Consider the following 24,657-nt stretch of genomic DNA (forward strand, 5'->3'; position numbering starts at 1 on the left):
GAACCGACATAGTAGCCGACAGCTTCAAATTCAAAAATATCGAATTTAATTTAAAAGAGCATTTCTGTTAGCCCAATGCTCTCAGTACAGCCTTTGGTTTCTTGGCAACGCTATGCAGTAATGCCAGCGCTGGGCCATGGGGAGTGCGATCACCTCGTTCCCAATGTCGTAGTACGGTTATCAGCATTGCCACGTTAACTGTAACCGCCCATTTTTTGAAACCGCACTGCGCATTCATTCTTGTGTCGTCAGGGCTTCACGAAATAGGGTCTCGCGAAAGAGGGCCTCAATGCGTTCCTGGGTACGGGCATACCAAGTCTCGTCCTTGGTCACCGCACCCTGGGCGTTGATGGGGTGGGTGGGAATATGCAGGCGCATGTCCAGGCCACTGTCGCGGTGGGTGGTAACCTGCATAGCAGCAGAGCGTCGCGTTGGGCCATAGGGGATATGCCGGGCCAACTCCACTTGGCGCTCGCTGGTGGTGGCGAAGCGGATAAATGTTTGGGCCGCCTCGGGGTTCGGGGCACCGCGGGGGATCGCCCAGGTCTCATGTTCCTGGAGCTGGCCGTCCCAGAGGATCTCGATGGGCAGGTCGCGCTCCACCATGGCGGCGAAGAAGCGGCCATTGTAGCCGGAAGCCATGACCACCTGGCCCTCCTCCAGCAGGCGCACCGGGGTTTCACCGGCCTCCCACCAGTGGAGTTTGTCGATGCCTTGCAGCCGGGCGAAGGCCAGGTCCAGGCCACGGCGGGTACTGAGCAGGCGGTAGAGTTCTTCCCGGGGGACCCGGTAGGAGAGCAGCGCCCACTCCAGATTAGCCGCGGGGGTGCGCTGTAAGGCCCGGGGGCCAGGGAAACGCTGTTGATCGAAGAGATCGGCGATGCGAGTGGGGCGCTCCCCGGGGAAAGCATCACGGCGATAGGCCACGACGGTGGCAAAGATCGAATGGCTGATAAAACAGCGACCCAGGGCGCCAGGAAGGAAATCTTGGGATGCCGGAGTGCCGTCCGGCGCTGGGGCGGCTAGCTCGGGGGGGAGTGGCTCCAGTAGGCCCTCTTCGCAGGCTGCCATGGCCTCGCTGCGGGTCATATCGAGTACGTCCCAGGGGACATCGTTCTCCGCCACGGCCTGGCGCAGTTCCGTCAGGCCGCCGTTATAGCTGTCCACTGCCACCGGTACATCATGGGCCTCGGTGAAGGGTGTGAAGAGGGCACTGCGCTGGGCGTGCTCGTAGGCACCGCCCCAGCTCAATACTGTCAGAGAGTCGGCAGTGTCGGGCACTTTCGCCCTGATGGGGGTTGCCAGGACGAGCAGCCCGGCCAGAAGTCCTGGGATCAATCGTCTAGCCAGCACCGTGTTCCTCCCGTCGTAGGGCGTCGCTGTGATGCAAGAAGGCTCGAGCAATGCTCGACTCATAGGCCACCCCCAAGAAGCGCCGTTCGTCATCCACGACGGCGATGGCCTCGCCGGTGACCTTTTGTAGCTGCTGCATTGCCTCCCAAAGTGAGGCGTGCGGATCTAGCACTGGGCGGGGCGTTTCGGGACAGTCGGCCAGGGTTGTGGCCTCGCTGCCTTCGCGGAAGGTCTCCAGGCTCGCCAGGGTCACGCAGCCTTGGTAGCGCCCTCGGCCGTCCACCAGATAAGCTTCGCCATGGCCCGCTTGACTAAGGCGCGAGATGGCCGCTTTCAGTGGGGTCGCGGGGGCCAGGGTGACGGCATCATGACTAATCAACTCGGTCAACCGCGCCTCCTGGAGCACGGCGCGGCTGCGGCCAGCGGAGAGATCCAAACCACGGCGGGCTAATTGAATATCGAATAGCGAGCGGCCGAACAGTTGGGCGGCCAGAGGATTGGCTAGCGTGACGCTGGCCAGGGCGGCGGTGGTCAACGCATAACTGCCGGTAAGTTCGAAGACGATCAGCAGGGTGGTAAGAGGCGCGCCGAGAACCGGTGCGGTGACCGCGACCATGCCGCACACCGCATAGAAGATAAACGTCTCCTGGCCACCGCCCAGCTCCGCTACCAGGGTGCCGGCTAGGGCACCGAAGAGGGTGCCGATCACCAGCGCTGGGCTGAAGACACCACCAGCGAAACCCAGCCCCAGGCACAAAGCGGTCGCGGCCAGCTTTAGTAGCAGTACCATCAGCAGCTCGCCGCCGCTATAGGCCCCGGGCAAGGTGGCGAAGCGCAGGGTTTCTTGGCCCATGCCGAGAATATCGGGTACCCAAAGAGCCGTTAGGCCGAGCAAAGCCCCGGCTAGTGCGGGATGAAGGCTGGTGGGCAGCGGTAGCCGCTTGGCCAGCTGGCCCATGGCAAGAATGGCATGCATATAGCCTCCAGCCACCAAGGCGCCTAGGCCACCCAAGGCTAGGAAAAGGGCGAATTCCCAAGGTTGAGGCACGCCAGGCTCAGTGATATGGAACAGCGTCCCCTGAGCAAGCAACTGAGTGGCCAGCACATAGCCGACGATGGCGGCGGCAGCCACTGGCGCGAAGGCGCGCAGGGCATAGTGGCGTAGCACGACTTCGTGGGCGAAGACAATGCCCGCCAGTGGTGCATTAAAGGCCGCAGCGATGGCTGCCGCTACCCCGCAAGCGATAGTGATATTGTCCTCTGAGCGCCCCAGGCGCAGCAAGCGTGTGATTAGGGAGCCGAGAGTCGCGCCGAGATGTACCAGGGGGCCGTACTGACCCACCGAGGCGCCTGCGCCTAACGACACCAAACCGCTTAACGCTGAGAGAGCACCAGCCTTGGCGGGTAGGCGACCTCGGCGGGTCTGGACGGCAGCGATGGCGTCGGCAGGGGTATGGGAGCGGCCCCCAGGCAGGCCGCGGTGCAGTTGACTAACGAGCAGCCCCCCAAGGGTTGGCACCAGCAGGGTAGCCAGTATCACCAGAGAGGTGTCTGCAGCCATCATCTGGCCTCGGGGGGAGATCAACAGCAGGTCGTTGAGCCATACCACCGCATTGACGAAGCCAACGGCTACAAGAGCCGCCACTCCGCCGACGACACTGCCCAAGAGTACCAAGCCAAGGAAACGCAAGACTGCCAGGGGGTGTCGGGGCGAAACGCTGTCTGTGCTGGGGGAGTCCATTTACCCGTTATAGGCGCTATCCGATCAGCGGGCAAGCGGCGCGCCGGCGCCATGCCGTCAGAGCTGCCTGGCGCCGGGGGAGGACTTACAGCGCTGAGATTTTAGCGCGCTGTTCTTCCAGCAACTGCTTGGTGGCTTGGAATTCGGCCAGCTTGCCGCGCTCTTTATCCACCACCGCTACCGGGGCTTTGGCGATAAAGCCGTCGTTGCTAAGCTTCTTCTCGATGCCGCCGATCAGCTTGTCCTGCTTCTCAATCTCTTTGCTTAAGCGGGCGATTTCGGCGTCTTTGTCGATCAGATCCGCCATCGGTACCAGCACTTCCATATCGCCCACCAATTGCGTGGCTGAGAGCGGGGCATCGTCTGGGTTTTCAAGCCAGGTAACGCTTTCCAGCTTGGCGAGTTTGGAAAGGAAGCGACGGTTGCTCTCCAGGCGCTCGGCGTCTTCGGGCTTGCCTTTGGTGAGCAGCACGTCAAGCGGTTTGCCGGGGGCGATGTTCATTTCGGCGCGGATGTTACGCACGGCGATGATGACGCCTTTCAACCACTCGATATCCAGGCTGGCCTGGTCGTCGATTTTGCTTTCGTCGGCTTCTGGCCAGGCTTGCAGCATGATCGACGCATCGTCACCCATATACACACCTGCCAGCGGCGACACGCGCTGCCAGATCTCTTCGGTAATATAAGGCATCATCGGGTGAGCAAGGCGCAGAATCGCTTCGAGTACGCGTACCAGCGTGCGGCGGGTACCGCGCTTGGCTTCTGCCGTGGCATTTTCATCCCACAAAACAGGCTTGGAAAGCTCCAGGTACCAGTCGCAGTACTCGTTCCAGACGAACTCATACAGCGCCTGGGAGGCGTGGTCGAAACGGTACTCGTCCATCGCCTTGGTGACCTGGGCTTCGGTTTTCTGCAGCTGCGAGATAATCCAGCGGTCGGCCAGTGAAAGCTCAACCTCTTCACCACCAGTGCCGCAATCTTCGCCTTCGGCGTTCATCAGCACGTAGCGCGAGGCGTTCCACAGCTTGTTGCAGAAGTTGCGGTAGCCGTCCAGGCGGCTCATATCAAACTTGATATCACGCCCGGTGGTGGCTTGGGAGAGGAACGTAAAGCGCAGCGCATCGGTGCCGTGGGCTTCAATACCGTCTTTGAACTCGTCCTTGGTCGCTTTGGCAATCGCCTTGGCCTGTTTCGGCTGCATCATATTGCCGGTGCGCTTTTCGAGCAGTTCATCCAGCGTGATGCCGTCGATCAGGTCGATGGGGTCGAGTACGTTGCCCTTGGATTTGGACATCTTCTGCCCTTGGCCGTCGCGCACCAAACCGTGTACGTAAACCGTCTTAAACGGTACCTGCTTGGTGAACTTCAGGGTCATCATGATCATCCGGGCAACCCAGAAGAATATGATGTCAAAGCCGGTCACTAGAACGCTGGAAGGGTGGAAGGTCTCCAGCTCCGGGGTTTGTTCCGGCCAGCCGAGGGTGCCGAACGTCCACAGGCCCGAGCTGAACCAGGTATCGAGTACGTCTTCATCTTGCGTCAAGGTTACGTCGGGGCCGAGCTCATGCTTCTCGCGAGCTTCGGCTTCGCTACGAGCAACGTAGACATTGCCTTCCTCGTCGTACCAGGCCGGGATGCGGTGGCCCCACCACAGCTGGCGGGAGATACACCAATCCTGCAGGTCGCGCATCCAGGCGAAGTACATGTTCTCGTAGTTCTTGGGCACGAACTGGATATCGCCATTTTCCACCGCTTCGATGGCGGGCTTGGCGAGGGACTCCACGGCTACAAACCACTGGTCGGTGAGCAGCGGCTCAATGACATCGCCCGAACGGTCACCATAAGGCAGGGTGTTGTTAACGGCTTCGACTTGCTCTAGCAGGCCCAGGGCGTCCATGTCGGCAACGATCTGCTTGCGCGCTTCAAAGCGGTCGAGACCTGCGTACTTGGCAGGCAGAGTGGCGTCTACATCGGGCTGGGGCTGTCCTTTCAGGTCGAAGATCTCGGCCTGTTCAAGGATCGCCGCGTCTTTGGAGAAGACGTTTATCAGCAGGTGGTTCTGGCGCTTGCCGACTTCGTAGTCGTTGAAGTCGTGGGCGGGGGTGATCTTGACGCAGCCCGAACCTTTCTCCATATCGGCGTGCTCGTCAGCAACCACCGGAATACGGCGACCGACCAGCGGTAGCTCAATGAACTTGCCGACCAGAGAGGCGTAGCGCTCATCGTCTGGATTCACCGCCACACCGGTATCGCCCAGCAGGGTCTCCGGGCGGGTGGTGGCGACTACGAGGTAATCCTTGCCATCGTTGGTTTTGACGCCGTCCGCCAGCGGGTAGCGGAAATGCCAGAAGCTGCCCTGCTGCTCTTTGTTCTCCACTTCCAGGTCAGAAATGGCGGTGTGCAGTGTCGGATCCCAGTTGACCAGGCGCTTGCCACGATAGATCAACTTCTCTTCGTGCAGGCGCACAAACACTTCTTGTACCGCCTTGTAGAAGCCGTCGTCCATGGTGAAGCGTTCGCGAGACCAGTCGACGCTAGCGCCCATGCGGCGCAGCTGGCGGGTAATATGGCCGCCGGACTCGTGTTTCCACTCCCACACTTTGTCGATAAACGCATCGCGACCAAGGTCGTGTCGGGTCTTGCCCTCTTCAGCCGCAATCTTGCGCTCCACCAGCATCTGCGTCGCGATACCGGCGTGGTCGGTGCCTACCTGCCACAGGGTGTTATTGCCCTGCATCCGTTTCCAGCGCGTCAGGGTATCCATAATGGTGTCCTGGAACGCGTGGCCCATGTGCAGGCTGCCGGTCACATTGGGCGGTGGAATCATGATCGAAAAAGGCGTGCCCTGGCCGGAGGGGGCGAAACGGTTGTCGGCTTCCCAGCGCTCGTACCAGCGGGTTTCGATCTGTTCGGGTTGGTAGGTCTTTTCCATGGAGAGTTGGCTCACGGCTGGCGAGAAATGTGCAAAAATGTATAAACGCATAAATGCGCAAATGCATAAATGCATAATTTAATGGGCGTGAGTATACCGCGTAAGGGCAGTGGTCGTCAGGGGCTACTCACGCTCTATTGTGGGTGCACAGTACGTATGTGATGTGTTTATGAGAGCTGTTTATGGGCAGAAAATCCGCGCATGGCGATTAGCCCGAGGATGGGGCCCGGCAATAGCCACCAAATGACAGCCAGCGACTGGCTCGACCACAGCGCTGTGACCAGTGCAATGGAAGGAATGGTCAGCCCAAAGCCGATCGCATTCATCATCGCCAGCGCTGCTCCTAGCCGCTCGGGTGGAGCCGTGGCGCTGGCCAGCGCAGAGAACTGCGCGGAGTCGGCAATAACGCTAACGCCCCATACGCCGAGAAGCACCAGCAGCAGCCAGGGCGAGGCGCTGCCCAACAGGGGATAAACCAAACAGAGCGCACCGGAGGTAGCCAATGCCACGCAGGCCACTCGGGCACTGCCAATCTGTCGGCTCCATTTGCCTGCCAGCACGCAGCCCGGTAAGCCCAACGCGATCACCGCAAAACTTAGCCACGGTTGAGCGCTGTTTGCAGCACCCAAGCGCTCCAGCTCCCGGGCGACCAGAAACGGCACCAGCGCCCAAAGGGCGTAAAGCTCCCAGCAGTGGCCGAAATAACCCAGTGCGGCGGCACGAAAGCGGGGCTGTTTGAAAGCGGCCAGGCCTGCCCAGGGGCGGCCGCTTTTGGCGGTGGCTGGCAGGTGGGGGCCAACGCCCAGCTTGAAAATCATTAGCGCAGCGGCCAGCGCCAGCAGTGACGCCAGCAGCAGCGGCCACTGCCAGGGTAAATGCAGCGTTAAACCGCGCAGCAGGTGCGGCGAGGCAATGCCCAGGGTCAGCATGCCCACCAGCCAACCCAGCGCGGCGCCGGCGTGGCTGGGTGTCCAGCTCACCACCAGCTTCATGCCTAGCGGATAAATCCCCGCCAGGGAAAGCCCGGTCGCAAAGCGCGCAACAGCGGCGAGCGTCACGCTCTCAGCCGCGCCGATAAAGGCGGCGTTGATCAGTGCGCCGAGAACGGCAGAAATCGCAAACAGGTGGCTGGCACGAATTCGGTCGGCAAGACCAGTGGTTGCGATCAGCAGCGTGCCGGTAATAAACCCTGCCTGAACGGCGATGGTGAGCAGACCCAAATCGCTTTCGCTGAGGCCGACGGCCTCCTGAAGCGCCAAGCCAACGCCATTAACGCTAAACCATAGCGAGGTGCCGAACAGCTGGGCGATGACAATCGTAACAAGCGGGTAGCGCGTGAACACGTTTACGTCTCCATGAGGGCAAAGGGCGCGGCCAGAGCCCGCTAATGGTAATCAACAATTTACCGTTACGACGAATTTTTTAAAAACAGCAGTGTCGGATCACAAGACCCGTCAGGATTCGTCGGGCAGGAAGTACAAATTTGTTCGCAATTGGAGTTTTTATGCACGTAGCCAAGCTTTTCCTTCCAGCCGTTGCAGCACTGGCATTCAGTGTTCCCGCCATGGCCCAGCAAATGGCTGGTAGCACTCCCAGTGTCGATGACCAAGTTGATCAACTTGACGAAATGGTCGATCTGAATGATGGGCAGAAGGAAGAACTCAGCAACCTTTTGACCCAGATGCAAGACGACGTTGGTGCCAATGAGCAGGAAGCCCAGCAGTTGCAACAGCAACTCAGTGAGCACGTTCAGACTGATTATGACGAAGCCGCCATTCGGGCAGATGCAGAGCGTCTTGGTGACCTAACGGCCGAGATGACCGCGGATAGCATTATCATACAGTCTCAGATCGAAGGCGTTTTCACTCAGGAGCAGCGCGATCAACTGGATGAGGCCGTGGCTCAACAGCAGCAGCAAATGCAACAACAGATGCAGGAGCAGATGCAGCAACAGGGGGGCTAAGGCAAAGACGCCTGGGACGCACTGACAGCGATTGCCGACTTCCGTTGATGACCCCGCCAAGTGCGGGGTCACGTGTTTGTGGCTGATGATTTTCTCGGGCTTCTTCGAGATGTTGGTATGTTCGAACAGCATTGACTGGATGCGTTGCTGAAGTTGGTTAGCGGCCACCGCTCCAGACGGCACGCTCAGAGCAGAACTCACGCTGCCGAGGGGAGCTCGCCTTCGCTGGCACCTTGACGGATCGAATCAATCAATTCTCAGGGCATTGACCTTGACCAGTCTTCCCTCTTTTCAGGTTGGTTTGCCCATATCAATGTTGTCTTCCTTGAGTGGCTACCCATTTCTGCCCGGCTGCTGTCAGACGGTACTTCTGACGGCTGCTGCGTGGCTTGTCTGGAATTGTCATTTCAATAGCGCCGACCTTTAATGCCGGACGCAGATAGGATTCCCGAAAGTGGTCTTCATGCTTCAACCCAAGCGCTGCTTGTATATCTGAGCGCTTCATTTCGCCTTGCAAGACCGCGAGTAGTCGTGTGACTTCCCCGGTGACTTCCCCGGTGACTTCCCCGGTGACTTCCCCGGTGACTGGTGGGGTATCATCCGTCCACTCCGCCTCTGGCCGCCAAGCGATTGCACTGAATTGATTGCCTGAAGGGTCATTAAGCAAGTCAATCTTTGGCCATGCCTCAAGCGCTCGTGGAATGCCACTGCCCATACCGCGATAGGGTAAGATATGGCTGGCATGTTCGGTGAGCGTAGGATTACGGCGGATGGTCTTACCCCGGCGAATGTCCTCAGCGCTCAGGCTATCCGGCAGGTGGCCAGGGCTGACAATCTCCACACGATCGGCAAAGACCATCAAGCGGACGGAAGCGCTGGTGAAGTAGTCTCGGTGAATCAAGGCATTGACCAACAACTCTTCCAGCGCCGTTTCGGGAATCTCCAACTCGCCCAGGGTGTTGAAACTACGCCCGTGCTGCACATGGTGCAAATTGCGCTTGATAAAGGCAAAAGCGCCACGGAACTGCTCCAGTAGGGTGCCCTTGATATCTTCGCTATCCAGGTAGCGAGTATCGTGCAGCGCGGTGCCGGGGAAGGCCACTGCCTTCACTTCAAAGGCCGGACGCCAGCGCTGAGGATTGCGACCAAACAGCATCAGCCCCGCCAGATTCAACTCCTGCCCATCGCCCAGGCCCAAGTTCTGCAGCAACTGCTCCCGTGTCAGACCGGAGAACTCGCTGCTCTCACCATAGCGGCGATTGAAGTAGCCAGTAAACGCCTTGTCATCGATATCCTCCACCGAAGTACCCGCTACTGGTACTACATCAGCGTAAACCAGCCCAGAACGCTGGAACATGCGCTGCAGTTCTTCGCGGGAGGTCACATGCCGTTTGTCCGACCCCTGCTTGACCCAAATGCGGCCTTGATTATCAAGATACGGTTTGGCCAGCCCATCGGGCACCTCCATCACTATTACAATGCCCTGATCTGTCTGCACATTCTCGGTCAGCGGATGCACGGGAGGACGTACATGCTGGGAGGCAGCGTTGCCAAGTAGCTGGTTCAACCGCCGTACCGCCGCGCCATCCAGCCCTGCAATTGAGCCGTCATCATTGACGCCCAGCAACAACCACCCGCCGCCACTGTTGGCAAAGGCGGCCATCTCAGCGGCAAGGCCATCCGCGTTGGTGGCATCGCGTTTGAACTGGTGGCGGCTGTCTTCGCCGCGTGCGACCATATCAAGAAGTTCACTTATCGTCATGGCTTACTTCGCTTCAGCTCGCGATGGAGAAAGGCGTCAATTTCAGCGTCTGGTCAAGCCTCTTCGCGCTGGATGCATTGTGCCTACCCCAATTTATGCGGCACGACCTCATGGCCCATCTCTTTATAGCGCTGCCAGCAGGCGCGTTTGGCGACCAGCACCTGTTGGTGCTGATTAATAATCTCGGCAATTCGCGCGTAGCGCTCTACGCCTTCGGGTATTTCCGGGTGTAGATTAAGCAGCGCGGTTTCTTCCGTGGGCACCGGCAACTGCTGCCAACCTAGCGTAATCGGCACGCTGGCAGCCATCTCGCTATCTTCTAGAGCATGGGGTAAATAGGCGTCCGGGCGGAAATTCCATAGCGCGTTATCGGCCTGCTCGGCGAGGGCTTTGTCTTCACAGTGGAGATGCAGGCGGTAGCCTTTGCGCCAGATGGTCTCGGCCAGTTTGCAGGCGAACTGCAAGCGCGCCTCCAAGGTGGTATCGGGCAGAATGTAGAAATCAATGCGCGCCATAGCGGTTCCAGGTAAAACGATTTCAGATACGTCGATTGCAAACAGCACCGCCGCAAGAATGCGGCGGTGCTGAAAGGATAAGCGCTGGTTTTAAAACCGCTTAAACCAGCTGGGTTAGCCAGCCGTACTTATCTTCGCTGCGGCCATACTGCAGGTCGAGCAGCTTGATACGAATGCGCATGGCAATCTCATTATTGCCACCGGCAGCTAGCTTGATACGCTCGTTCTCGGTGACCAGCTCGCCCACCGGGGTGATGACCGCGGCGGTACCGCAGGCAAATACCTCGGTGATCTCGCCAGACGCCGCGCCTTCACGCCACTCGTCAATGCTGATAGCGCGCTCTTCCGGCGTTAGGCCTTCATCTTTGGCCAGCGTGAGCACCGAGTTGCGCGTGACGCCTTCCAAAATGGTGTCGGTCAGGCGCGGCGTCACCAAACGGCCATCTTTGAAGACAAAGAACAGGTTCATGCCGCCCAACTCTTCCACCCACTTGTTTTCAGCAGCATCAAGAAATGCGACCTGGCCACACTGGTGGGCTTCGGCCTCTTTCTGCGCGGCTAATGAGGCGGCGTAGTTACCGCCGCACTTGGCAAAGCCAGTACCGCCTGCGGCAGCGCGCTTGTAGTTCGAGGAGAGCCAGATCGACACCGGCGCAACGCCGCCTTTAAAGTACGCCGCCGCGGGGGAGGCGATGACGTAGTAGTCGACCTCGTGGGCGGGGCGTACGCCCAAGAAGGCTTCCGAGGCGATCATAAACGGACGCAGGTAGAGGCTGCACTCGTCAGATGCGCTGGCAGGCGTGGGCACCCAGGCGTGATCTTGCGCTAATAGCGCTTTCAGCGAGCCGATAAAGTCTTCATCGGACAGCTCCGGCAGCGCTAAACGACGGGCACTGCGGCGGAAGCGCTCGGCGTTTTTCTCTGGGCGGAATGTCCAGATAGAGCCGTCGGCGTGGCGATAAGCTTTGATGCCCTCAAAAATCTCCTGACCGTAATGCAGTACAGAAGCAGCCGGGTCGAGGGTTAGCGGGCCGTAAGGGCGCACTTGGTGGCCGTGCCAGTCGGCGTCGACGGTCCAGCGCACATGGGCCATGTGATCGGTAAAGTGTTTGCCAAAGCCGGGGTTTTTGAGAATGCTGTCACGGATCTCATCGGCTATCGGCTGGTTGGATGGCAAAATCTCAAAGTTAGTGGGCACGGCATGTTCTCTCTACTTGATCCAAGCCCTGAAGGGCAAATATAGGCGTCGTAATATAAGCGTTAAAGTGGGCGTAGCGTGTGCCTTGAGATAAGGCACACGCTAATGGGTTTAGGTGTAACGGTTGCGTCAAATAAAGGCAACCGTTGATTGCCTGATTGTGTTGTTAGACGTCGCTATTTTCTACTTGGGCGTCTGCTTCACGGTCAAGCAGGTACTGAGTTAACAGCCCAACGGGCCGACCGGTGGCGCCTTTCTGCTTGCCAGAGTGCCAGGCGGTGCCGGCGATATCCAGGTGCGCCCAGGGGAAGTGGTCGGCAAAGCGTGACAAGAAGCACGCAGCGGTAATCGTGCCCGCGGGGCGGCCACCAATATTGGCCAGGTCGGCAAAGTTGGACTCGAGCTGCTCTTGATACTCATCCCACAGCGGCAAGTGCCAGGCGCGATCCCAGGCGGCTTCGCCCGCATCCAGCAGATCCAGTGCCAAGTCATCGTCGTTGGAGAGCAGGCCGGTGGCGTGGTGGCCCAGGCCAATAATCACGGCGCCGGTGAGAGTGGCGATATCCACTACACTGGCGGGAGTAAAGCGCTCGGCGTAGGTGAGTGCATCGCACAGCACCAGGCGGCCTTCCGCGTCGGTGTTAAGCACTTCGACGGTCAAACCTTTGAGGGTTTTGATGATGTCGCCGGGCTTGGTGGCATTGCCATCTGGCATGTTTTCCGCGGCGGCAACAATAAATACCAGGTTGAGCTTGGGTTTAATCGCCAATACCGCTTTGACGGTGCCGAACACGCTGGCGGCGCCGCACATATCGAACTTCATTTCGTCCATGCTTTCGCCGGGCTTGAGCGAAATACCGCCGGTATCAAAAGTAATGCCTTTGCCTACCAATACATGGGGTGCTTCTTCGCTTTCTTCGGCGCCCTGGTACTTCATAACGATCAGGCGTGTCGGCTCTTTGCTGCCGCGGCCTACGGATAGTAGCGAGCCTGCACCCAGGGCTTCCAGCGCTTCTTCATCGAGAATATCGACCTCGAGCGCGCCTTGTGAGTCGCGACCCAACTGCTCTGCCTGCTCGGCTAAATAGCTGGGCGTACAGGCGTTGCCGGGCAGGTTGCCCAGCGTGCGGGTGTAGTTGATGCCTTGGCCAATAGCGTTGCCCACTAACGCACCCTGCTTAACCTGCGGGACAGAGTCGGCATCGGTGATAATTAACGTCAGCTTGGCAAGGCTGGGGGCTGGCGCGGGCGAGGATTTGAACTGATCAAAGCGATAGATAGCCCGCTCCGCAGCTTCCATTACCTTGCGCGCTTTCCAGGCCGCATCGCGGTCAGTCAACGGAACATCGCCAAATACTACGCTGGCTTCGTCGATAGGCAGTTTCACTAGCGCTGTCATGGCCGCATCCAGCGCCTTGATGAAGGCCGCTTCCTGGCATTTTTCGCGCTCTCCCAAGCCCACCAGCAAAATGCGTTCGGCCCCCAGGCCTGGCGCAAAGGGTACCAGTTGCACGTTGCCCAGTGCTGCGTCAAAGTCGCCGCGTTCGAGCAATTGGCCAATCAGGCGCTCGCTGGCGTCGTCCAGTTTGGCAACGGTGGGCAGGAAGTCACCACCTTTATAAACCGGCACCAAAAGGCAGGGTGTTTCAGCTTTGGCTGGGTTCGCGGTCTGAACGGAAAATTCCATGACGTCTCCAACAAGACAAGCATCGAGGGATTCGGGATAATGCCCCGTTGCTTTTGATTTTGAAAAGGGACTGAAAATAGTTTGATTAGTGTACCCAAGCCATACGCTTATTGCATGGCATCCTGCACGACTAGCCGGAGAGCGCGTTGATTTTATTTCGATATCTAACTCGCGAAGTGTTACTCACCATGTCGGCAGTCGCTGGCATTCTACTGCTGGTGATTATGGGCAGCCGCTTTATCCGCTATTTTTCGGACGCGGCGGAGGGCGATATTCCCGTCACCATGCTAGGTAGCCTGATGATGTTTCACCTGCCTGGCTTTATGGAACTGATTCTACCGCTGTCGTTTTTTCTAGGCATCCTGCTCGCCTACGGGCAGCTCTATATGAACAGCGAAATCACCGTGATGGTCGCCTGTGGGATGAGTCCCACGCGATTGTTGAAAGTGACTTTGCTGCCCGCCAGCGTCGTCGCGGTACTGGTCGGTGTCTGCAGCCTGTGGCTAACGCCTTTTGGGGCGCTGCAAACCGAGACCGCGCTGGAAGAACAGCGCAGTCGCCTGGATGTTTCCGTGTTGGCGCCGGGGCGCTTTCAAGAGTTCGGCGGTGGCCGTACCGCTTACATCGGCAGCTTCTCAAGCGACGGAACGGAAATGCAGGATGTGCTGGTGCACGAGCAGAACCAACAAGGCGACGAAGGTACTCACGACTACGTTACCCGGGCGGCATCGGGCTATCAGGAAACCCGCCTCGAAACGGGTAGCCGTTTTCTGGTGTTGGATGACGGTGAGCGCTACGGGGTGACGCCGGGCGATAAGAGCGCCGAGCGGCTAACGTTTGAGCGTTATACATTGCGACTAGGGCTGAATCGCGACCGGCAGGAACTGGATTCACTGGAGTACGCCACTACGCCTGCGCTATGGAGTAATCCAAGCCCCCGTGCCCAAGCCCAGTGGCAGTGGCGGGCAGGGCTCCCGCTTATGGTGTTTGTGCTGGCCTTGATGGCGCAGCCGCTTTCCCGGGTTAATCCCCGCCAGGGGCGCTTTGGCAAACTGCTGCCCGCGGTATTTTTATACGTCGCCTATCTTAGTCTGCTGCTCGCGGTTGTCGATGCGATTGGCAGTGGCACTTGGTCCACCACGCTGGGCGTGTGGCCAGTCCATGGGCTGTTTTTAGGGCTGGGCCTATTATTGCTATGGCGCTCGCAACGCAAGGGGATGCGATAATGGTGCTTGACCGTCTTGATCGTTATATCGCCCGCAACGTGCTGGCGGCCATTATCGTCGTTCAGTTCGTGCTGCTGGGGTTGGATATTACCATCGCTTATATCGATGATTTAGGCGATGTGCAGGCGGGCTATACCGCCTTCGATGCGCTGCTTTACCTGCTAATGCGCACGCCTTGGCGATTCTATCAGTACGCCCCGGTAGCCGTATTAATTGGCGCGCTGATTGGCTTAGGCAGCATGGCTTCCAGCAATGAGCTTACCGTTATGCGCGCCGCTGGGCGTTCTCTGGCGCGCATTGTATGGGGGGTGATGAAACCCGTGCTGGTGGTCGTGGTCGTGGTGCTGTTAGTTGCCGAATACGTTAGCCCACGCACCGAGCAGTATGCCGAGGCGTGGCGGCTGGAAAAACTCCAGGGTGAAGGCGCTGTGTTGACCAGTCGCAGCGGCTGGCAGATAGAGGGTGACAGCGTCTACCGTTTTGGGGCAATTCGCGCGGATAACGTCGTGCTCGATTTAACCCGCTATCGCTTTGATGACCGCCAACTGGTCGAAGCCACTTACGCTCAGCGCGCACACTGGGAAAACGATGCCTGGCGTTTGGAAAACGTCGCTACCACGCGTATTTTTGACGATCACACCGAGTCTGAGCAGATGGCAAGCATGGGTTGGGACACCTCTTTCACCCCCACCCAGCTAGAGAGGCTGCTGCGCGATATTGAGAGTCAGGCGCCCAGCGAGCTTTGGGCCTATGCCCAGTTCCTTGAAGAGCAGAACCTGCAGAATGATCAGGCACTGCTGTATTTTTGGCAGAAGATGCTGATGCCGCTCACCATGGGGTCGCTGGTGCTGATTGCCGCCTCCTTTGTATTTGGCCCGCTGCGCACCGTGGCCGCTGGTACTCGGGTGTTTTATGGCGTTGTCACTGGGCTGAGCTTTAAGTACGTTCAGGATCTACTGGCGCCCGCCTCGACGATATTTGGCTTTTCACCCGTCTGGGCCGTACTGGTGCCGACTCTGGCCTGCGCTGGGGTCGGGATCTACTTTCTACGTCGCAATGGTTAATGCCGCAATAGTAGCCATCACAGCCTCGTATCGTCCAGAAACAGCCAGCAACCACGAAGAGAACTATGCAAACACGACGCTTTACTCAGTTGGACAGCGTATGGCCAGCCGGTCTTGGCCGACGACTGGGCGCCATGCTGTATGACGGCTTTTTGGTCACCGCGATTTGGATTGCGGTGACCGTCGTGCATATGCTGTTTTTCCGCTATGTGCTGGGTCAACAGCCCGAAGAGATTGGCACTACGGCCAGCGATGTTTTGAGTTTGCAGCTCTTGCTGGTGTTTTTTGTCACGCTGTTTTTTGTTTTCTCCTGGTCGCGCGGTGGTATGACCTTGGGTATGCAGGCATGGCGATTACGGGTGCAAACGGTAGACGGGTATTCACTGAACTTGAAGCAATGCCTCATCCGCTGCGCGGTGGCGTGGCTCTCGCTGCTGGCGTTTGGTTTGGGCTACTTATGGGTGCTGTTCGATAAACAGCGGCGTAGCTGGCCGGATATTGCTTCCAACACGCAAACGGTGGTTTTGCCGAAAAAATAATTTCAGCTGGTATGGGGCAAAAAGTGCTTTTACGCCAGTACGTTATTTTGCTGCTCTTGCTTATTAAGACGAATGGATAGCAAAAAGCAGTCATTTCTACTTGATAAGATGTATGCGAATCATTTACATTCATCTCATGATTTTTATGAGGTGTCGCCATGTACGTTTGCGTGTGCAAGGGAGTAACCGATCATCAGATTCGCCAGCACGTTAGCGACGGAGCGCGCAGCTGGCGAGAAGTACGCGAGGCAACCGGCTGCGCAACGCAGTGCGGTAAGTGCGCGTGCTACGCTAAATCAATTACCCGCGATGCCGTTCAGGAAGCACGTCAAGAAGCCGATATGGGCCTTGCCTACGCCGTGTGACGCGAATCACTATTGTTAGGGTTATCTTTAGCAAATAACTGATTTGCTTGAACTTTTAATCATCTTATCTATACTCTCAGAAACGCTGGGGGTATAGCTATTTGCGCCTATACTCTTCTCCAAACGTAACTGCTTGATCGTATTGTCTAAACTAGATTAAACATCAGCATTACAGTAGAAAAGGTGACGTCATGAAAGGTGATACGAAAGTTATTGAGCATCTCAATAAGGCGCTCGGCAACGAACTGGTTGCGATCAATCAGTACTTTTTGCATGCCAAGATGTACAAAGACTGGGGCCTAAAAGCACTCGCCAAGTGGGAATACGATGAGTCCATCGAAGAGATGCAGCACGCTGACAAGATCATCGAGCGTATCCTATTCCTGGAAGGTATTCCCAACCTGCAAGACCTGGGCAAGCTGCACATTGGCGAAAACGTCAAAGAAATGCTCGAAAGCGATCTAAAAATTGAGCACGATGGCCGCAACGACTACATCGAAGCCATCACCTATTGTGAAAGCGTTAAAGATTACGTTACCCGCGACATGCTCCGCGATCTGCTCGCCGACGAAGAAGACCATATCGATCACATCGAAACGGAACTTGGTTTGATCGACAAGGTGGGTATTCAGAATTACATGCAACGCCAAATGCAGATGGCAGGCGACGAGTAAAACGCTATCGCGCGTATGTCGCGTATGTATAGAAGTAAGCTAGCAACCAAAACTAGCTAAAAAGCAGCCAGTCAGGGCTAACTGACTGGCTGCTTTCGTTCTAAGGTCTCCTTTAACCTATCGATTTTCCTGCTTCCCTTTTCCCCTATGCGTTCCTTCACTACTTACCCATCTAACATTTTTGCGGCAACTTGGATTTCGCGCTGAGGTGTGCCGATAGCCAACGGCGCTAACTTAGCCAGTGAGTGTCATAAGCCTGACATCGTTATGATGTTGGATGGTTAATCGGACATAGCAAGTTTAATAACTTAATCAGTCGTTTCTTAAGCTTAGGCAAGGGATTAACTCCATCATGATACTCAAACGCAGACCAACCCTGTTGGCGCTGGCTGCTGTGCTGGCCGCCACGCAAGCGGCAGGCGCGGCAGATCAACATTTCAACCGCATCGCCAGTTTCGCGGTTCCCGATAACATGGCCGAGGGCGAGGATCGTACACGCGAGACCGCGCCTGAAGTCATTGCTGCTTCCGGTGATGGCATGACGCTGGTGTATACCGATAGCCCGCTGGGCGTGATTGGGCGCATCGATATCAGCGACCCGGCTAATCCGCAACCGCTGGGTAATATCGTTATGGACGGCGAGCCTACGGCCGTATCGGTGCTCGGCAATATGGCCTATGTCGGAGTGAATACATCGGTTTCCTACAGCGAACCTTCCGGGGAGCTGCGCACGGTCGATTTAGCCAGTGGCGAGATACTCGCCTCCTGCCCGCTGGACGGACAGCCCGATAGTGTAGCTTCCGCTGCGGCCCCCGATGGGCGCTTTGTCGCTGTCGCCATTGAGAACGAACGCGACGAAGAGGCGGGCGATGGACGTGTACCGCAGATGCCCGGCGGTTCCGTGGCACTGGTGAAGATCAATGCGGAAGGGCTGGTTAACTGTGACAGCCTGCTCTACGCCGACGTAACCGGGCTCGCCGAGATCGCCCCCGAGGATCCCGAGCCGGAGTTTGTCGATATCAACACCCTGGGTGAGACCGTCGTGACCGTGCAGGAGAACAACCACCTGGTGGTGCTCGACTACGCCGGTAAGGTGGTGGCGGATTTCAGCGCCGGGACTGTCGACCTGGACGGCATTGACGCCAGCGATGACGGTGCACTGATCTTCAACGAGCAGCAAGCCGAGCGTCTGCGCGAGCCGGATGCGCTGCAGTGGATCGACAACGACCACTTCGCTATTGCCAACGAAGGCGATATGGATGGCGGCGCGCGCGGCTGGACGATCTTCAACAAGCGTGGCGAGGTGGTATACGAGTCAGGTACTTCATTCGAGCGCGCGGTGATTGAAGCGGGTCACTACCCCGATAAGCGTTCGGATGCCAAAGGCAGCGAGCCGGAGGGGATGGAGTTTGCGGTGTTCGAAGGTACGCCCTATGTCTTCCTGCTTTCCGAGCGCGGCTCGCTGGTGGGCGTTTATGACGTTAGCAACCTGGCCGAACCGCAGCTCACCCAGCTACTGCCCTCGGGCCTGTCTCCCGAAGGCGCCGTGGCGATTCCCAGCCGTGGCCTGTTAGCCACCGCCAATGAAGGAGATCTGGGCGAAGACGGCGGCCCCCGCGCCCATGTCATGATTTATCAATACCAGGATGCGCCAGCGGTCTATCCCACCCTGACCTCGGCGGGCGCTGATGAACTGATCGGCTGGGGCGCACTTTCCGGTTTGGTCGCCGCTGATGACATGCTCTACGCGGTCAACGACAGCTTCTACAGCGCCCAGCCGCGCATCTTTACCATCGACCCCTCAGCCTCCCCGGCGCGGATTACGGCAGCACTGGACGTGACCCGCAACGGTGAGCCTGCGCTAGGGCTGGATATGGAAGGCATTACCACCGATGGTGAAGGTGGCTTCTGGGTCGCTTCCGAAGGTAACGACAAAGGCCTTGCCAACACCCTTTATCATGTGGGTTCCGACGGCGAGATTATCCAAGGAATTGCACTGCCCGAGGCGCTCGCTCAACAGGCATTGAAGTGGGGATTAGAAGGCGTCACGCGCATTGATGATCAACTGTGGCTGGCGGTGCAGCGCCCTTGGCAGGATGACCCCGAGGGCATGGTCAAGCTGCTGCGTTTTGATATCGACAGTGGCGAGTGGGCCGCTGTTCATTACCCGCTGGATAACGTGGAACAGGGTTGGATTGGCCTCTCCGAAATCACCGCCCATGGCGATTGGCTTTATTTGATCGAGCGCGACAACCAGATCGGCGCCGAGGCGAAGGTTAAGCAAGTGACCCGCGTTGCCCTGGACGGCCTGGAACCCGCCCCGCTGGGCGGTGAGCTGCCGGTGGTCGAGAAACAGCTAGTGCGCGACCTGATTCCCGACCTGGCCAGCTACAACGGCTTTGTGGTGGACAAGATTGAAGGAATGGCGATCAACGATAATGGCAACGCCTGGCTGGTCAGCGACAACGACGGTGTGGACGATAGTTCCGGCGAGACCTACTTCTGGTCGATACCGCTAGAGTAGTCCCTGCCTGTATTCGTCTATACCGCAGCAGCATGGAAGCGATAAACATGAGGAGTAGGGGAGAAAAGGTAGGATAAAAGAGATAGGAGAAAAAGCGAGGGCACGCATCAAACACGGTTATGTGGCTGATGTGTGCCCTTTTTTGTGGCGTGACTCTTGTGTGGAGAGTGTCTTGTGAAGAGCGTCCTGTGAAGAAAGTGTGGCGGTAACGTTATGGAGCGCCTAACTATTTAGCGGCAATCGCCTCACCGCTGTCCACAAACTGGCTCGGTACCGCCGGCTCATCAACGGCAAAAGTTGCCCGGCTTAGACGACGGACACGCTTCATAAACAGCGCGATGCAAAGGAGCGTACCTAGCGCCGCGACCACATAGCTTAGCTGCAGCGGTAGACCAAAACCGATCGGCGCGTAGGCTAAGTAGGTAAACGTGGCCATGGTCATGAAGGTGGCTGGGATCGAGGTGATCCAGTGAGGCTTACGCGACAGCACCAAGTACATGGTGCCTACCCACAGCGCGATCACGGCGGTGGTCTGGTTCGCCCAGGAGAAGTAGCGCCATAGCAGTGTGAAGTCCATATGGGTTAGCGCGTAAGACACCACAAACAGCGGTAGAGCGACCATGACGCGCTTCATAATCGGCTTTTGATCGATCTTGATGTAGTCGGCGATGATCATCCGTGCGCTGCGAAAGGCGGTATCGCCCGAGGTGATCGGCAGCACAATAACGCCGAGCACGGCCAGGGTGCCGCCTATAGCGCCGAGCATGGTGGTAGAAACTTCGCTTACCACCGCAGCAGGGCCACCGGCTGCCAGCACATCGGAAAGCGACTGGTCGCCATAGAACAGGCTCATGGCGGCGGCCGCCCATATCATTGCGATAATGCCTTCGGTGATCATCATGCCGTAGAAAATTTTGCGACCATTGGTTTCGTTTTGGGTGGTGCGCGAAATAATCGGCGTTTGGGTGGCGTGAAAACCTGAAAGCGCGCCGCAGGAGATGGTTAAAAACAGCAGCGGGAAAATCGGTGCGGCGTCAGGGTGCATGTTCTGAAACGAGAGCTCAGGGATCGGAGCGCCCGTGATGATCAAGCCGATACCGATACCCGCCGCGCTGAACAGCAGCAGGGCGCCAAAATAGGGGTAGATACGGCCAATGACCTTATCAATCGGCAGCAGGGTGGCGATCAAGTAATAAATAAAGATAGCGACGATGATCAGCGTTAACGACAGCGAGGTCATATTGGCCAGCAGCGCCGCAGGCGAGGTGACGAATACCGTACCGACTAAAAGCAGCAGCAGAATCGCGAAACCATTGACCACATGCTTCATCGCTTTACCCAGGAACTTGCCGGCCAGTTGCGGCAGGTGAGCGCCGTGGTTGCGGATCGAGATCATGCCGGTCAGGTAATCGTGAACAGCACCGGCAAAGATACAGCCAATCACAATCCACACAAACGCCACTGGCCCATACAGCGCGCCGAGAATCGGGCCAAAAATAGGGCCGACACCGGCAATGTTTAATAACTGAATGAGTGAATTGCGCGTAGTGTTCATCGGCACATAGTCGATGTTGTCGCGCATGCTGAAAGCGGGCGTCTGACGCTTGCGGTCAGTTACAAACACACGCTCAACGAATTTCCCATAGGTAAAGTAGCCCGCTATCAGCAGCAGGATCGATACGATAAAGGTGATCATCTAAGGTACCTAGAGCAGTGAGGGGGATGGGCGAGCATGTCGGAGAGCATGCAAGCAGGCACTTCTTTAGCAGAGCTGAATGTACAGATAACCACTATAAAATCACAGCTAGACTTTAGTGGGCCGTAAGCAAAAAAAAGGACAGCCGAGAGGCTGCCCATTTTGTCGATTAACAACAACGGTAAAGCTTAAGACTCTACGACGCCGCAAGCCATTCGGGTGCCGCCGCCGCCCAGGTGGGGTTCATCTTTGTAGGTGTCGCCGCCTTCGTGAATCATCAAGCTGCGGCCAGGCATATCTTCCATGCTCAAGCGCGGCGCCAAGACGGGGAGATTGGCTTCGCCATCTTCATTAACGGTTAGCACCGGTAGATCGCCTAAATGACCTTCTCCATAGGGGCCTTGGTGAGTGCCGGTTTCTTCAGGGTCATAGTGTCCGCCAGCCGACAGTGCTGCAGTCATCTCGCCACTGTCATTCTCGGCGGGATCACAGCTGGCATTCTGGTGAACATGAAAACCGTAGACCCCAGGCTCAAGGCCCGTCAATGAAGGTGTCAGCAGTAAGCCGTGATCCGTATGTTCAAGGGATACGGTACCGATTGACTCTTCATTACCCTCGGTGCTGACTTTATGCATCTCGACATCAAGAGTTTCATTGGCTTGTGCCGCTGAGGTGGCGAGCAGCAGCGAGGCGGCAATAGCGGTAAGCGGTGTTGAGAAACGTATAGTTGAATAGCGCATGTTGATCTCCTTCCGAATCCATGGAAACGCTGTAGCAGCGTTGCTTACTCAAGGTAGTTGGCTAGCAGTTACATTGCCAATTTAACGTGCCGAAGCAAAGGATACATCGTGCAAATTCAATAACGTAGAAGCGAGTGCCTGAGTGCGCGGCACCAGTGTGTCCAGCAAACAGTACTCTTCGTCAGTGTGCATTTTTGCGCCGACAGGGCCAAGACCGCACAGAGTGGGAATGCCCAGGCTGGCCGTCCAGCCCGCATCAGAACAGCCGCCAGTGAATTCGCCGTCAACAGCAAACCCGATCGCCTTAGCCTGAACCTGATAAAGCTCAAACAGCGCGCTGCTCATACGTGCTTCGAGAGGATAAAATTCAGAGGTTTGTTCTATGGTCGCAAGAGTGTCGGGAACGTCGGATTCCGCGATAATCGCCTCAATGGCTTTATACAGCTGATCACGCTGGGCGGTGGTAACAAAACGAGTGTCCAACTGTGCCGACGCGAAAGGCGCGACGGTATTGCGTGATACACCACCGGTGATGGTGCCCACATTGGTGGTGATACCTGCCTCGTAATCGGTCAACGCATGCAGCTTGATGATCTTGCGGGCGAGTGTTTCGATGGCGCTGGCGCCATCGGCATGGCTCACGCCGGAGTGGGCGGCTTTGCCGGTGACGTTGATCAAAAAACCAGCACCTCCTTTGCGACCAGTGACCACATTGCCGCTGACCCGCCCTGGCTCGACGTTCAAGACGGCACGTGCCCCCTGGGCGGTGGCTTCGATGAACGCCCGCCCATCTGGCGAGCCAATCTCCTCATCAGCGGTAAACAGGGCGCGAACGGGCAATGGGCAGTTGGGCAGGCGGCTTAATGCGCGCAGTACAAAGCAGTTCATGACCAGGCCGCTTTTCATATCGGCAACGCCAGGGCCAAAGCCGACGTTGTCTTGCTGGGTATAACCTCGGCTAGCCACGGTGCCGGTAGGAAAAACCGTATCGCGATGGCCCATTAAGAGCACATGGCCTTGGCCAGTTCCTCCCAGTTGTGCTTCTAAAATATCGCCTGACTCAGGGCGCTGGTGGCGTATGATGGTGATGCCATCTTGTTCAAGCCATTGAGTAATCTGATCGGCAACCGCATCCGTGCCTGCTTTGTCGTAGCTGTTGGAATCGATATTGACCAGCGCCTCAAGGCAATCTTGCATCGCCTGCTGCTGGCCTTCCAGCCACGCGCAAACCTGTTGGGTTAGTTCGTCTTGCATAAGGCTTTCTCTCTCATGATGTCTGATCCTTGGTCACTCAAATCCCAGAATAGCCCCGCCATTAAGATCAGTGCCTCTGAAGCGATGCTCCCCAATAGGTGTTCGTCAGGCGCGTGCTGGGAGCAGGAGGGGTAGGAGTGTGGAACCCATAGCGTGGGTAAGCCCAGGGTTTCGGCAAACACATCGTTGGGTAACGAGCCGCCTAAGTTGGGTAGCAGCGTCGGCGTTTTATGGGTGGAGCGTTGCATAGAGGCCAACGCCCAGCCCACCCAGGGGTCTTCAGGATCGAGTCGTGTCGCCGCCATTTGCGACATGCGCGCAGCGCTTACCTCAATATCGTGATAGCCGTGTTGATCCAGGTGATGGCGTAAATGGACGAGAAAATTGTCCTGGTCGCTGCCCACCACATAACGCAGTTGGCAGTGGGCATAGGCCGTTGGCGGAATAGCATTGGCCGGGGCATCCGGGTTGCCCGCCTTCATGGCGAGCACTTCTAAGGTGTTCCAGCCAAACAGTCGTTCAGCGGGCGATAGTCCTGGCTCACCCCAGTCAGTGTCGATAGTGGGGGCATTGTCGCCGACGCCGACTTCCAATGCGGCGAGCGCTTTACGCACGGCTTCGGGTATTGGATCAGGCCGTAGGCCTTGGATTTGAATAACGCCGTTGGCATCCACCAGTGTGGCGAGTGCATTGGCCAGACGCACCGCAGGGTTTTTTAATACGCCACCCCAGTTGCCCGAGTGGTGAGCGCCTTCACGGGCCTGGAGTTTAAGGTCGAAATTGAAGGAACCCCGTGAACCTAAAAACAGCGTGGGAGCGTCGGCATTCAAACGCGGCCCATCTGAGCCAATAAACACATCGGCGGCGAGGCGGTCACGGTAGCGGTGGCAGATCTCTTTTAAGCCAGGGGAGCCCGTCTCCTCGCCCATTTCCAGCACCAGCTTAACGTTATAGCCCAGGCGCCCATTGCTTGCTTTCAGCACGCAGCCCAGCGCGGCTAAATTGATGGTGTGCTGGCCTTTGTTATCCGCCGTGCCACGTCCGTACCAGCGATCCCCTTGCTGGGTGATTTTCCAGGGCGAAAGCCCTTCAGCCCATTGGTCGTCATAGCCGCGGATGACATCGCCATGACCGTAAGTTAATACGCTGAACGAGGCTTCTGGCTCAAGGCGTTCAGCAAGCAGAAACGGCCCAAACCCTTCAGCCGGGTTATCAACAATGTCCCAGCTAAAACCGAGCTGCTCAATATCCGGAATGATCTGTTCAGTAAGGTAGCGGTGAAGCTCTTCCTGTCTATTCGATTCCTGGCTTTCGCTGCGGATGGCAATGCGCGGGGCAAGCTGGTCATAAAAATCGCCGCTGTCAAAGTAAGCTTTGGCATGATCTAAGGCGTGTTGGCGCGTCATAGGCACTCCTTTTAACGT

Annotated in this window: 19 protein-coding genes; 7 read left to right on the forward strand and 12 right to left on the reverse strand. The window is 57.5% G+C overall.

Annotated elements, in window-relative coordinates:
* Positions 1 to 234: 234 nt before the first annotated feature.
* The 4 genes from LMS44_RS02575 to LMS44_RS02590 all read right to left on the reverse strand — a co-directional run bounded on the left by LMS44_RS02575 (position 235) and on the right by LMS44_RS02590 (position 7,369).
* Positions 235 to 1,353 carry an extracellular solute-binding protein gene (locus tag LMS44_RS02575; protein WP_022520161.1) on the reverse strand — a complete coding sequence of 373 codons (1,119 nt, stop codon included), beginning with the start codon at positions 1,351 to 1,353 and terminating at the stop codon, positions 235 to 237.
* Positions 1,343 to 3,094: a chloride channel protein gene (locus LMS44_RS02580; RefSeq protein ID WP_230804183.1), complete on the reverse strand. Its 1,752-nt coding sequence runs from the start codon at positions 3,092 to 3,094 to the stop codon at positions 1,343 to 1,345. The genes LMS44_RS02575 and LMS44_RS02580 overlap by 11 nt, the downstream gene beginning before the upstream one ends.
* Positions 3,095 to 3,179: 85 nt before the next feature.
* Positions 3,180 to 6,026 (reverse strand): valine--tRNA ligase, encoded by a 2,847-nt coding sequence (locus LMS44_RS02585; protein ID WP_022520159.1) that lies wholly within the window; start codon positions 6,024 to 6,026, stop codon positions 3,180 to 3,182.
* Between the two features lie 167 nt (positions 6,027 to 6,193).
* Entirely contained in the window at positions 6,194 to 7,369 is a 1,176-nt protein-coding gene (locus LMS44_RS02590) for an MFS transporter (RefSeq protein WP_138800415.1), read from the reverse strand.
* A 161-nt stretch (positions 7,370 to 7,530) separates the two neighbouring features.
* On the opposite strand from LMS44_RS02590, the gene LMS44_RS02595 reads away from it, so the two are divergent.
* Complete coding sequence (locus LMS44_RS02595) at positions 7,531 to 7,989, forward strand: Spy/CpxP family protein refolding chaperone (protein ID WP_022520157.1); 459 nt, start codon at positions 7,531 to 7,533, stop codon at positions 7,987 to 7,989.
* A gap of 310 nt (positions 7,990 to 8,299) precedes the next feature.
* Here LMS44_RS02595 and LMS44_RS02600 read toward each other — a convergent pair whose 3' ends face one another.
* The 4 genes from LMS44_RS02600 to LMS44_RS02615 all read right to left on the reverse strand — a co-directional run bounded on the left by LMS44_RS02600 (position 8,300) and on the right by LMS44_RS02615 (position 13,151).
* Positions 8,300 to 9,751 (reverse strand): RNA/DNA-binding domain-containing protein, encoded by a 1,452-nt coding sequence (locus LMS44_RS02600; RefSeq protein WP_138800416.1) that lies wholly within the window; start codon positions 9,749 to 9,751, stop codon positions 8,300 to 8,302.
* Positions 9,752 to 9,834: 83 nt separating this feature from the next.
* Positions 9,835 to 10,266 carry a DNA polymerase III subunit chi gene (locus LMS44_RS02605; RefSeq protein ID WP_022520155.1) on the reverse strand — a complete coding sequence of 144 codons (432 nt, stop codon included), beginning with the start codon at positions 10,264 to 10,266 and terminating at the stop codon, positions 9,835 to 9,837.
* Positions 10,267 to 10,366: 100 nt separating this feature from the next.
* A complete protein-coding gene (locus LMS44_RS02610; protein WP_498946752.1) occupies positions 10,367 to 11,464 on the reverse strand; it encodes a branched-chain amino acid transaminase in 1,098 nt (365 codons plus the stop codon).
* 166 nt (positions 11,465 to 11,630) lie between these two features.
* A complete protein-coding gene (locus tag LMS44_RS02615; protein WP_278370523.1) occupies positions 11,631 to 13,151 on the reverse strand; it encodes a leucyl aminopeptidase in 1,521 nt (506 codons plus the stop codon).
* Positions 13,152 to 13,297: 146 nt separating this feature from the next.
* Here LMS44_RS02615 and lptF point away from each other — a divergent pair, with 146 nt between their 5' ends.
* The 6 genes from lptF to LMS44_RS02645 all read left to right on the forward strand — a co-directional run bounded on the left by lptF (position 13,298) and on the right by LMS44_RS02645 (position 19,543).
* The gene (lptF, locus tag LMS44_RS02620) at positions 13,298 to 14,377 is read left to right on the forward strand and encodes an LPS export ABC transporter permease LptF (protein ID WP_027957799.1); all 1,080 of its coding nucleotides are present in this window, start codon (positions 13,298 to 13,300) and stop codon (positions 14,375 to 14,377) included.
* Positions 14,377 to 15,441: an LPS export ABC transporter permease LptG gene (gene lptG, locus LMS44_RS02625; protein ID WP_053856902.1), complete on the forward strand. Its 1,065-nt coding sequence runs from the start codon at positions 14,377 to 14,379 to the stop codon at positions 15,439 to 15,441. Before lptF ends, lptG begins: the two co-directional genes overlap by 1 nt.
* A gap of 65 nt (positions 15,442 to 15,506) precedes the next feature.
* Positions 15,507 to 15,980 (forward strand): RDD family protein, encoded by a 474-nt coding sequence (locus LMS44_RS02630; RefSeq protein ID WP_022520149.1) that lies wholly within the window; start codon positions 15,507 to 15,509, stop codon positions 15,978 to 15,980.
* 158 nt (positions 15,981 to 16,138) lie between these two features.
* Positions 16,139 to 16,345 carry a (2Fe-2S)-binding protein gene (locus LMS44_RS02635; protein ID WP_008959830.1) on the forward strand — a complete coding sequence of 69 codons (207 nt, stop codon included), beginning with the start codon at positions 16,139 to 16,141 and terminating at the stop codon, positions 16,343 to 16,345.
* Between the two features lie 191 nt (positions 16,346 to 16,536).
* The gene (bfr, locus tag LMS44_RS02640) at positions 16,537 to 17,019 is read left to right on the forward strand and encodes a bacterioferritin (protein WP_009288515.1); all 483 of its coding nucleotides are present in this window, start codon (positions 16,537 to 16,539) and stop codon (positions 17,017 to 17,019) included.
* A 352-nt stretch (positions 17,020 to 17,371) separates the two neighbouring features.
* Positions 17,372 to 19,543: an esterase-like activity of phytase family protein gene (locus tag LMS44_RS02645; protein ID WP_278370524.1), complete on the forward strand. Its 2,172-nt coding sequence runs from the start codon at positions 17,372 to 17,374 to the stop codon at positions 19,541 to 19,543.
* Positions 19,544 to 19,769: 226 nt separating this feature from the next.
* Here LMS44_RS02645 and LMS44_RS02650 read toward each other — a convergent pair whose 3' ends face one another.
* From LMS44_RS02650 to LMS44_RS02665, 4 genes are all read right to left on the reverse strand, one after another.
* Positions 19,770 to 21,239 (reverse strand): carbon starvation CstA family protein, encoded by a 1,470-nt coding sequence (locus LMS44_RS02650; protein WP_009288516.1) that lies wholly within the window; start codon positions 21,237 to 21,239, stop codon positions 19,770 to 19,772.
* Between the two features lie 188 nt (positions 21,240 to 21,427).
* On the reverse strand, positions 21,428 to 21,979 hold the full coding sequence (gene sodC / locus LMS44_RS02655; protein WP_041157540.1) for a superoxide dismutase family protein: 552 nt from the start codon (positions 21,977 to 21,979) through the stop codon (positions 21,428 to 21,430).
* Positions 21,980 to 22,060: 81 nt separating this feature from the next.
* Positions 22,061 to 23,233, reverse strand: coding sequence for a M20 family metallopeptidase (locus tag LMS44_RS02660; protein WP_022520146.1), 1,173 nt, complete (start codon positions 23,231 to 23,233; stop codon positions 22,061 to 22,063).
* On the reverse strand, positions 23,218 to 24,639 hold the full coding sequence (locus LMS44_RS02665; RefSeq protein WP_022520145.1) for a M20 family metallopeptidase: 1,422 nt from the start codon (positions 24,637 to 24,639) through the stop codon (positions 23,218 to 23,220). The genes LMS44_RS02660 and LMS44_RS02665 overlap by 16 nt, the downstream gene beginning before the upstream one ends.
* Positions 24,640 to 24,657 lie beyond the last annotated feature (18 nt).

Origin of the sequence: Halomonas profundus, from assembly GCF_020865425.1 — a bacterium.
GTDB classification, from domain to species: Bacteria; Pseudomonadota; Gammaproteobacteria; order Pseudomonadales; family Halomonadaceae; genus Vreelandella; species Vreelandella titanicae.

Excerpts from the sequence above, each read along its gene's own strand:
- lptG (WP_053856902.1), top strand. The coding sequence starts at position 14,377 with ATGGTGCTTGACCGTCTTGATCGTTATATCGCCCGCAACGTGCTGGCG.
- LMS44_RS02580 (WP_230804183.1), bottom strand. The coding sequence starts at position 3,094 with ATGGACTCCCCCAGCACAGACAGCGTTTCGCCCCGACACCCCCTGGCA.
- LMS44_RS02605 (WP_022520155.1), bottom strand. The coding sequence starts at position 10,266 with ATGGCGCGCATTGATTTCTACATTCTGCCCGATACCACCTTGGAGGCG.
- LMS44_RS02645 (WP_278370524.1), top strand. The coding sequence starts at position 17,372 with ATGATACTCAAACGCAGACCAACCCTGTTGGCGCTGGCTGCTGTGCTG.
- LMS44_RS02650 (WP_009288516.1), bottom strand. The coding sequence starts at position 21,239 with ATGATCACCTTTATCGTATCGATCCTGCTGCTGATAGCGGGCTACTTT.
- LMS44_RS02665 (WP_022520145.1), bottom strand. The coding sequence starts at position 24,639 with ATGACGCGCCAACACGCCTTAGATCATGCCAAAGCTTACTTTGACAGC.
- LMS44_RS02615 (WP_278370523.1), bottom strand. The coding sequence starts at position 13,151 with ATGGAATTTTCCGTTCAGACCGCGAACCCAGCCAAAGCTGAAACACCC.
- LMS44_RS02595 (WP_022520157.1), top strand. The coding sequence starts at position 7,531 with ATGCACGTAGCCAAGCTTTTCCTTCCAGCCGTTGCAGCACTGGCATTC.
- LMS44_RS02585 (WP_022520159.1), bottom strand. The coding sequence starts at position 6,026 with ATGGAAAAGACCTACCAACCCGAACAGATCGAAACCCGCTGGTACGAG.
- LMS44_RS02660 (WP_022520146.1), bottom strand. The coding sequence starts at position 23,233 with ATGCAAGACGAACTAACCCAACAGGTTTGCGCGTGGCTGGAAGGCCAG.
- sodC (WP_041157540.1), bottom strand. The coding sequence starts at position 21,979 with ATGCGCTATTCAACTATACGTTTCTCAACACCGCTTACCGCTATTGCC.
- LMS44_RS02630 (WP_022520149.1), top strand. The coding sequence starts at position 15,507 with ATGCAAACACGACGCTTTACTCAGTTGGACAGCGTATGGCCAGCCGGT.
- bfr (WP_009288515.1), top strand. The coding sequence starts at position 16,537 with ATGAAAGGTGATACGAAAGTTATTGAGCATCTCAATAAGGCGCTCGGC.
- LMS44_RS02600 (WP_138800416.1), bottom strand. The coding sequence starts at position 9,751 with ATGACGATAAGTGAACTTCTTGATATGGTCGCACGCGGCGAAGACAGC.
- LMS44_RS02635 (WP_008959830.1), top strand. The coding sequence starts at position 16,139 with ATGTACGTTTGCGTGTGCAAGGGAGTAACCGATCATCAGATTCGCCAG.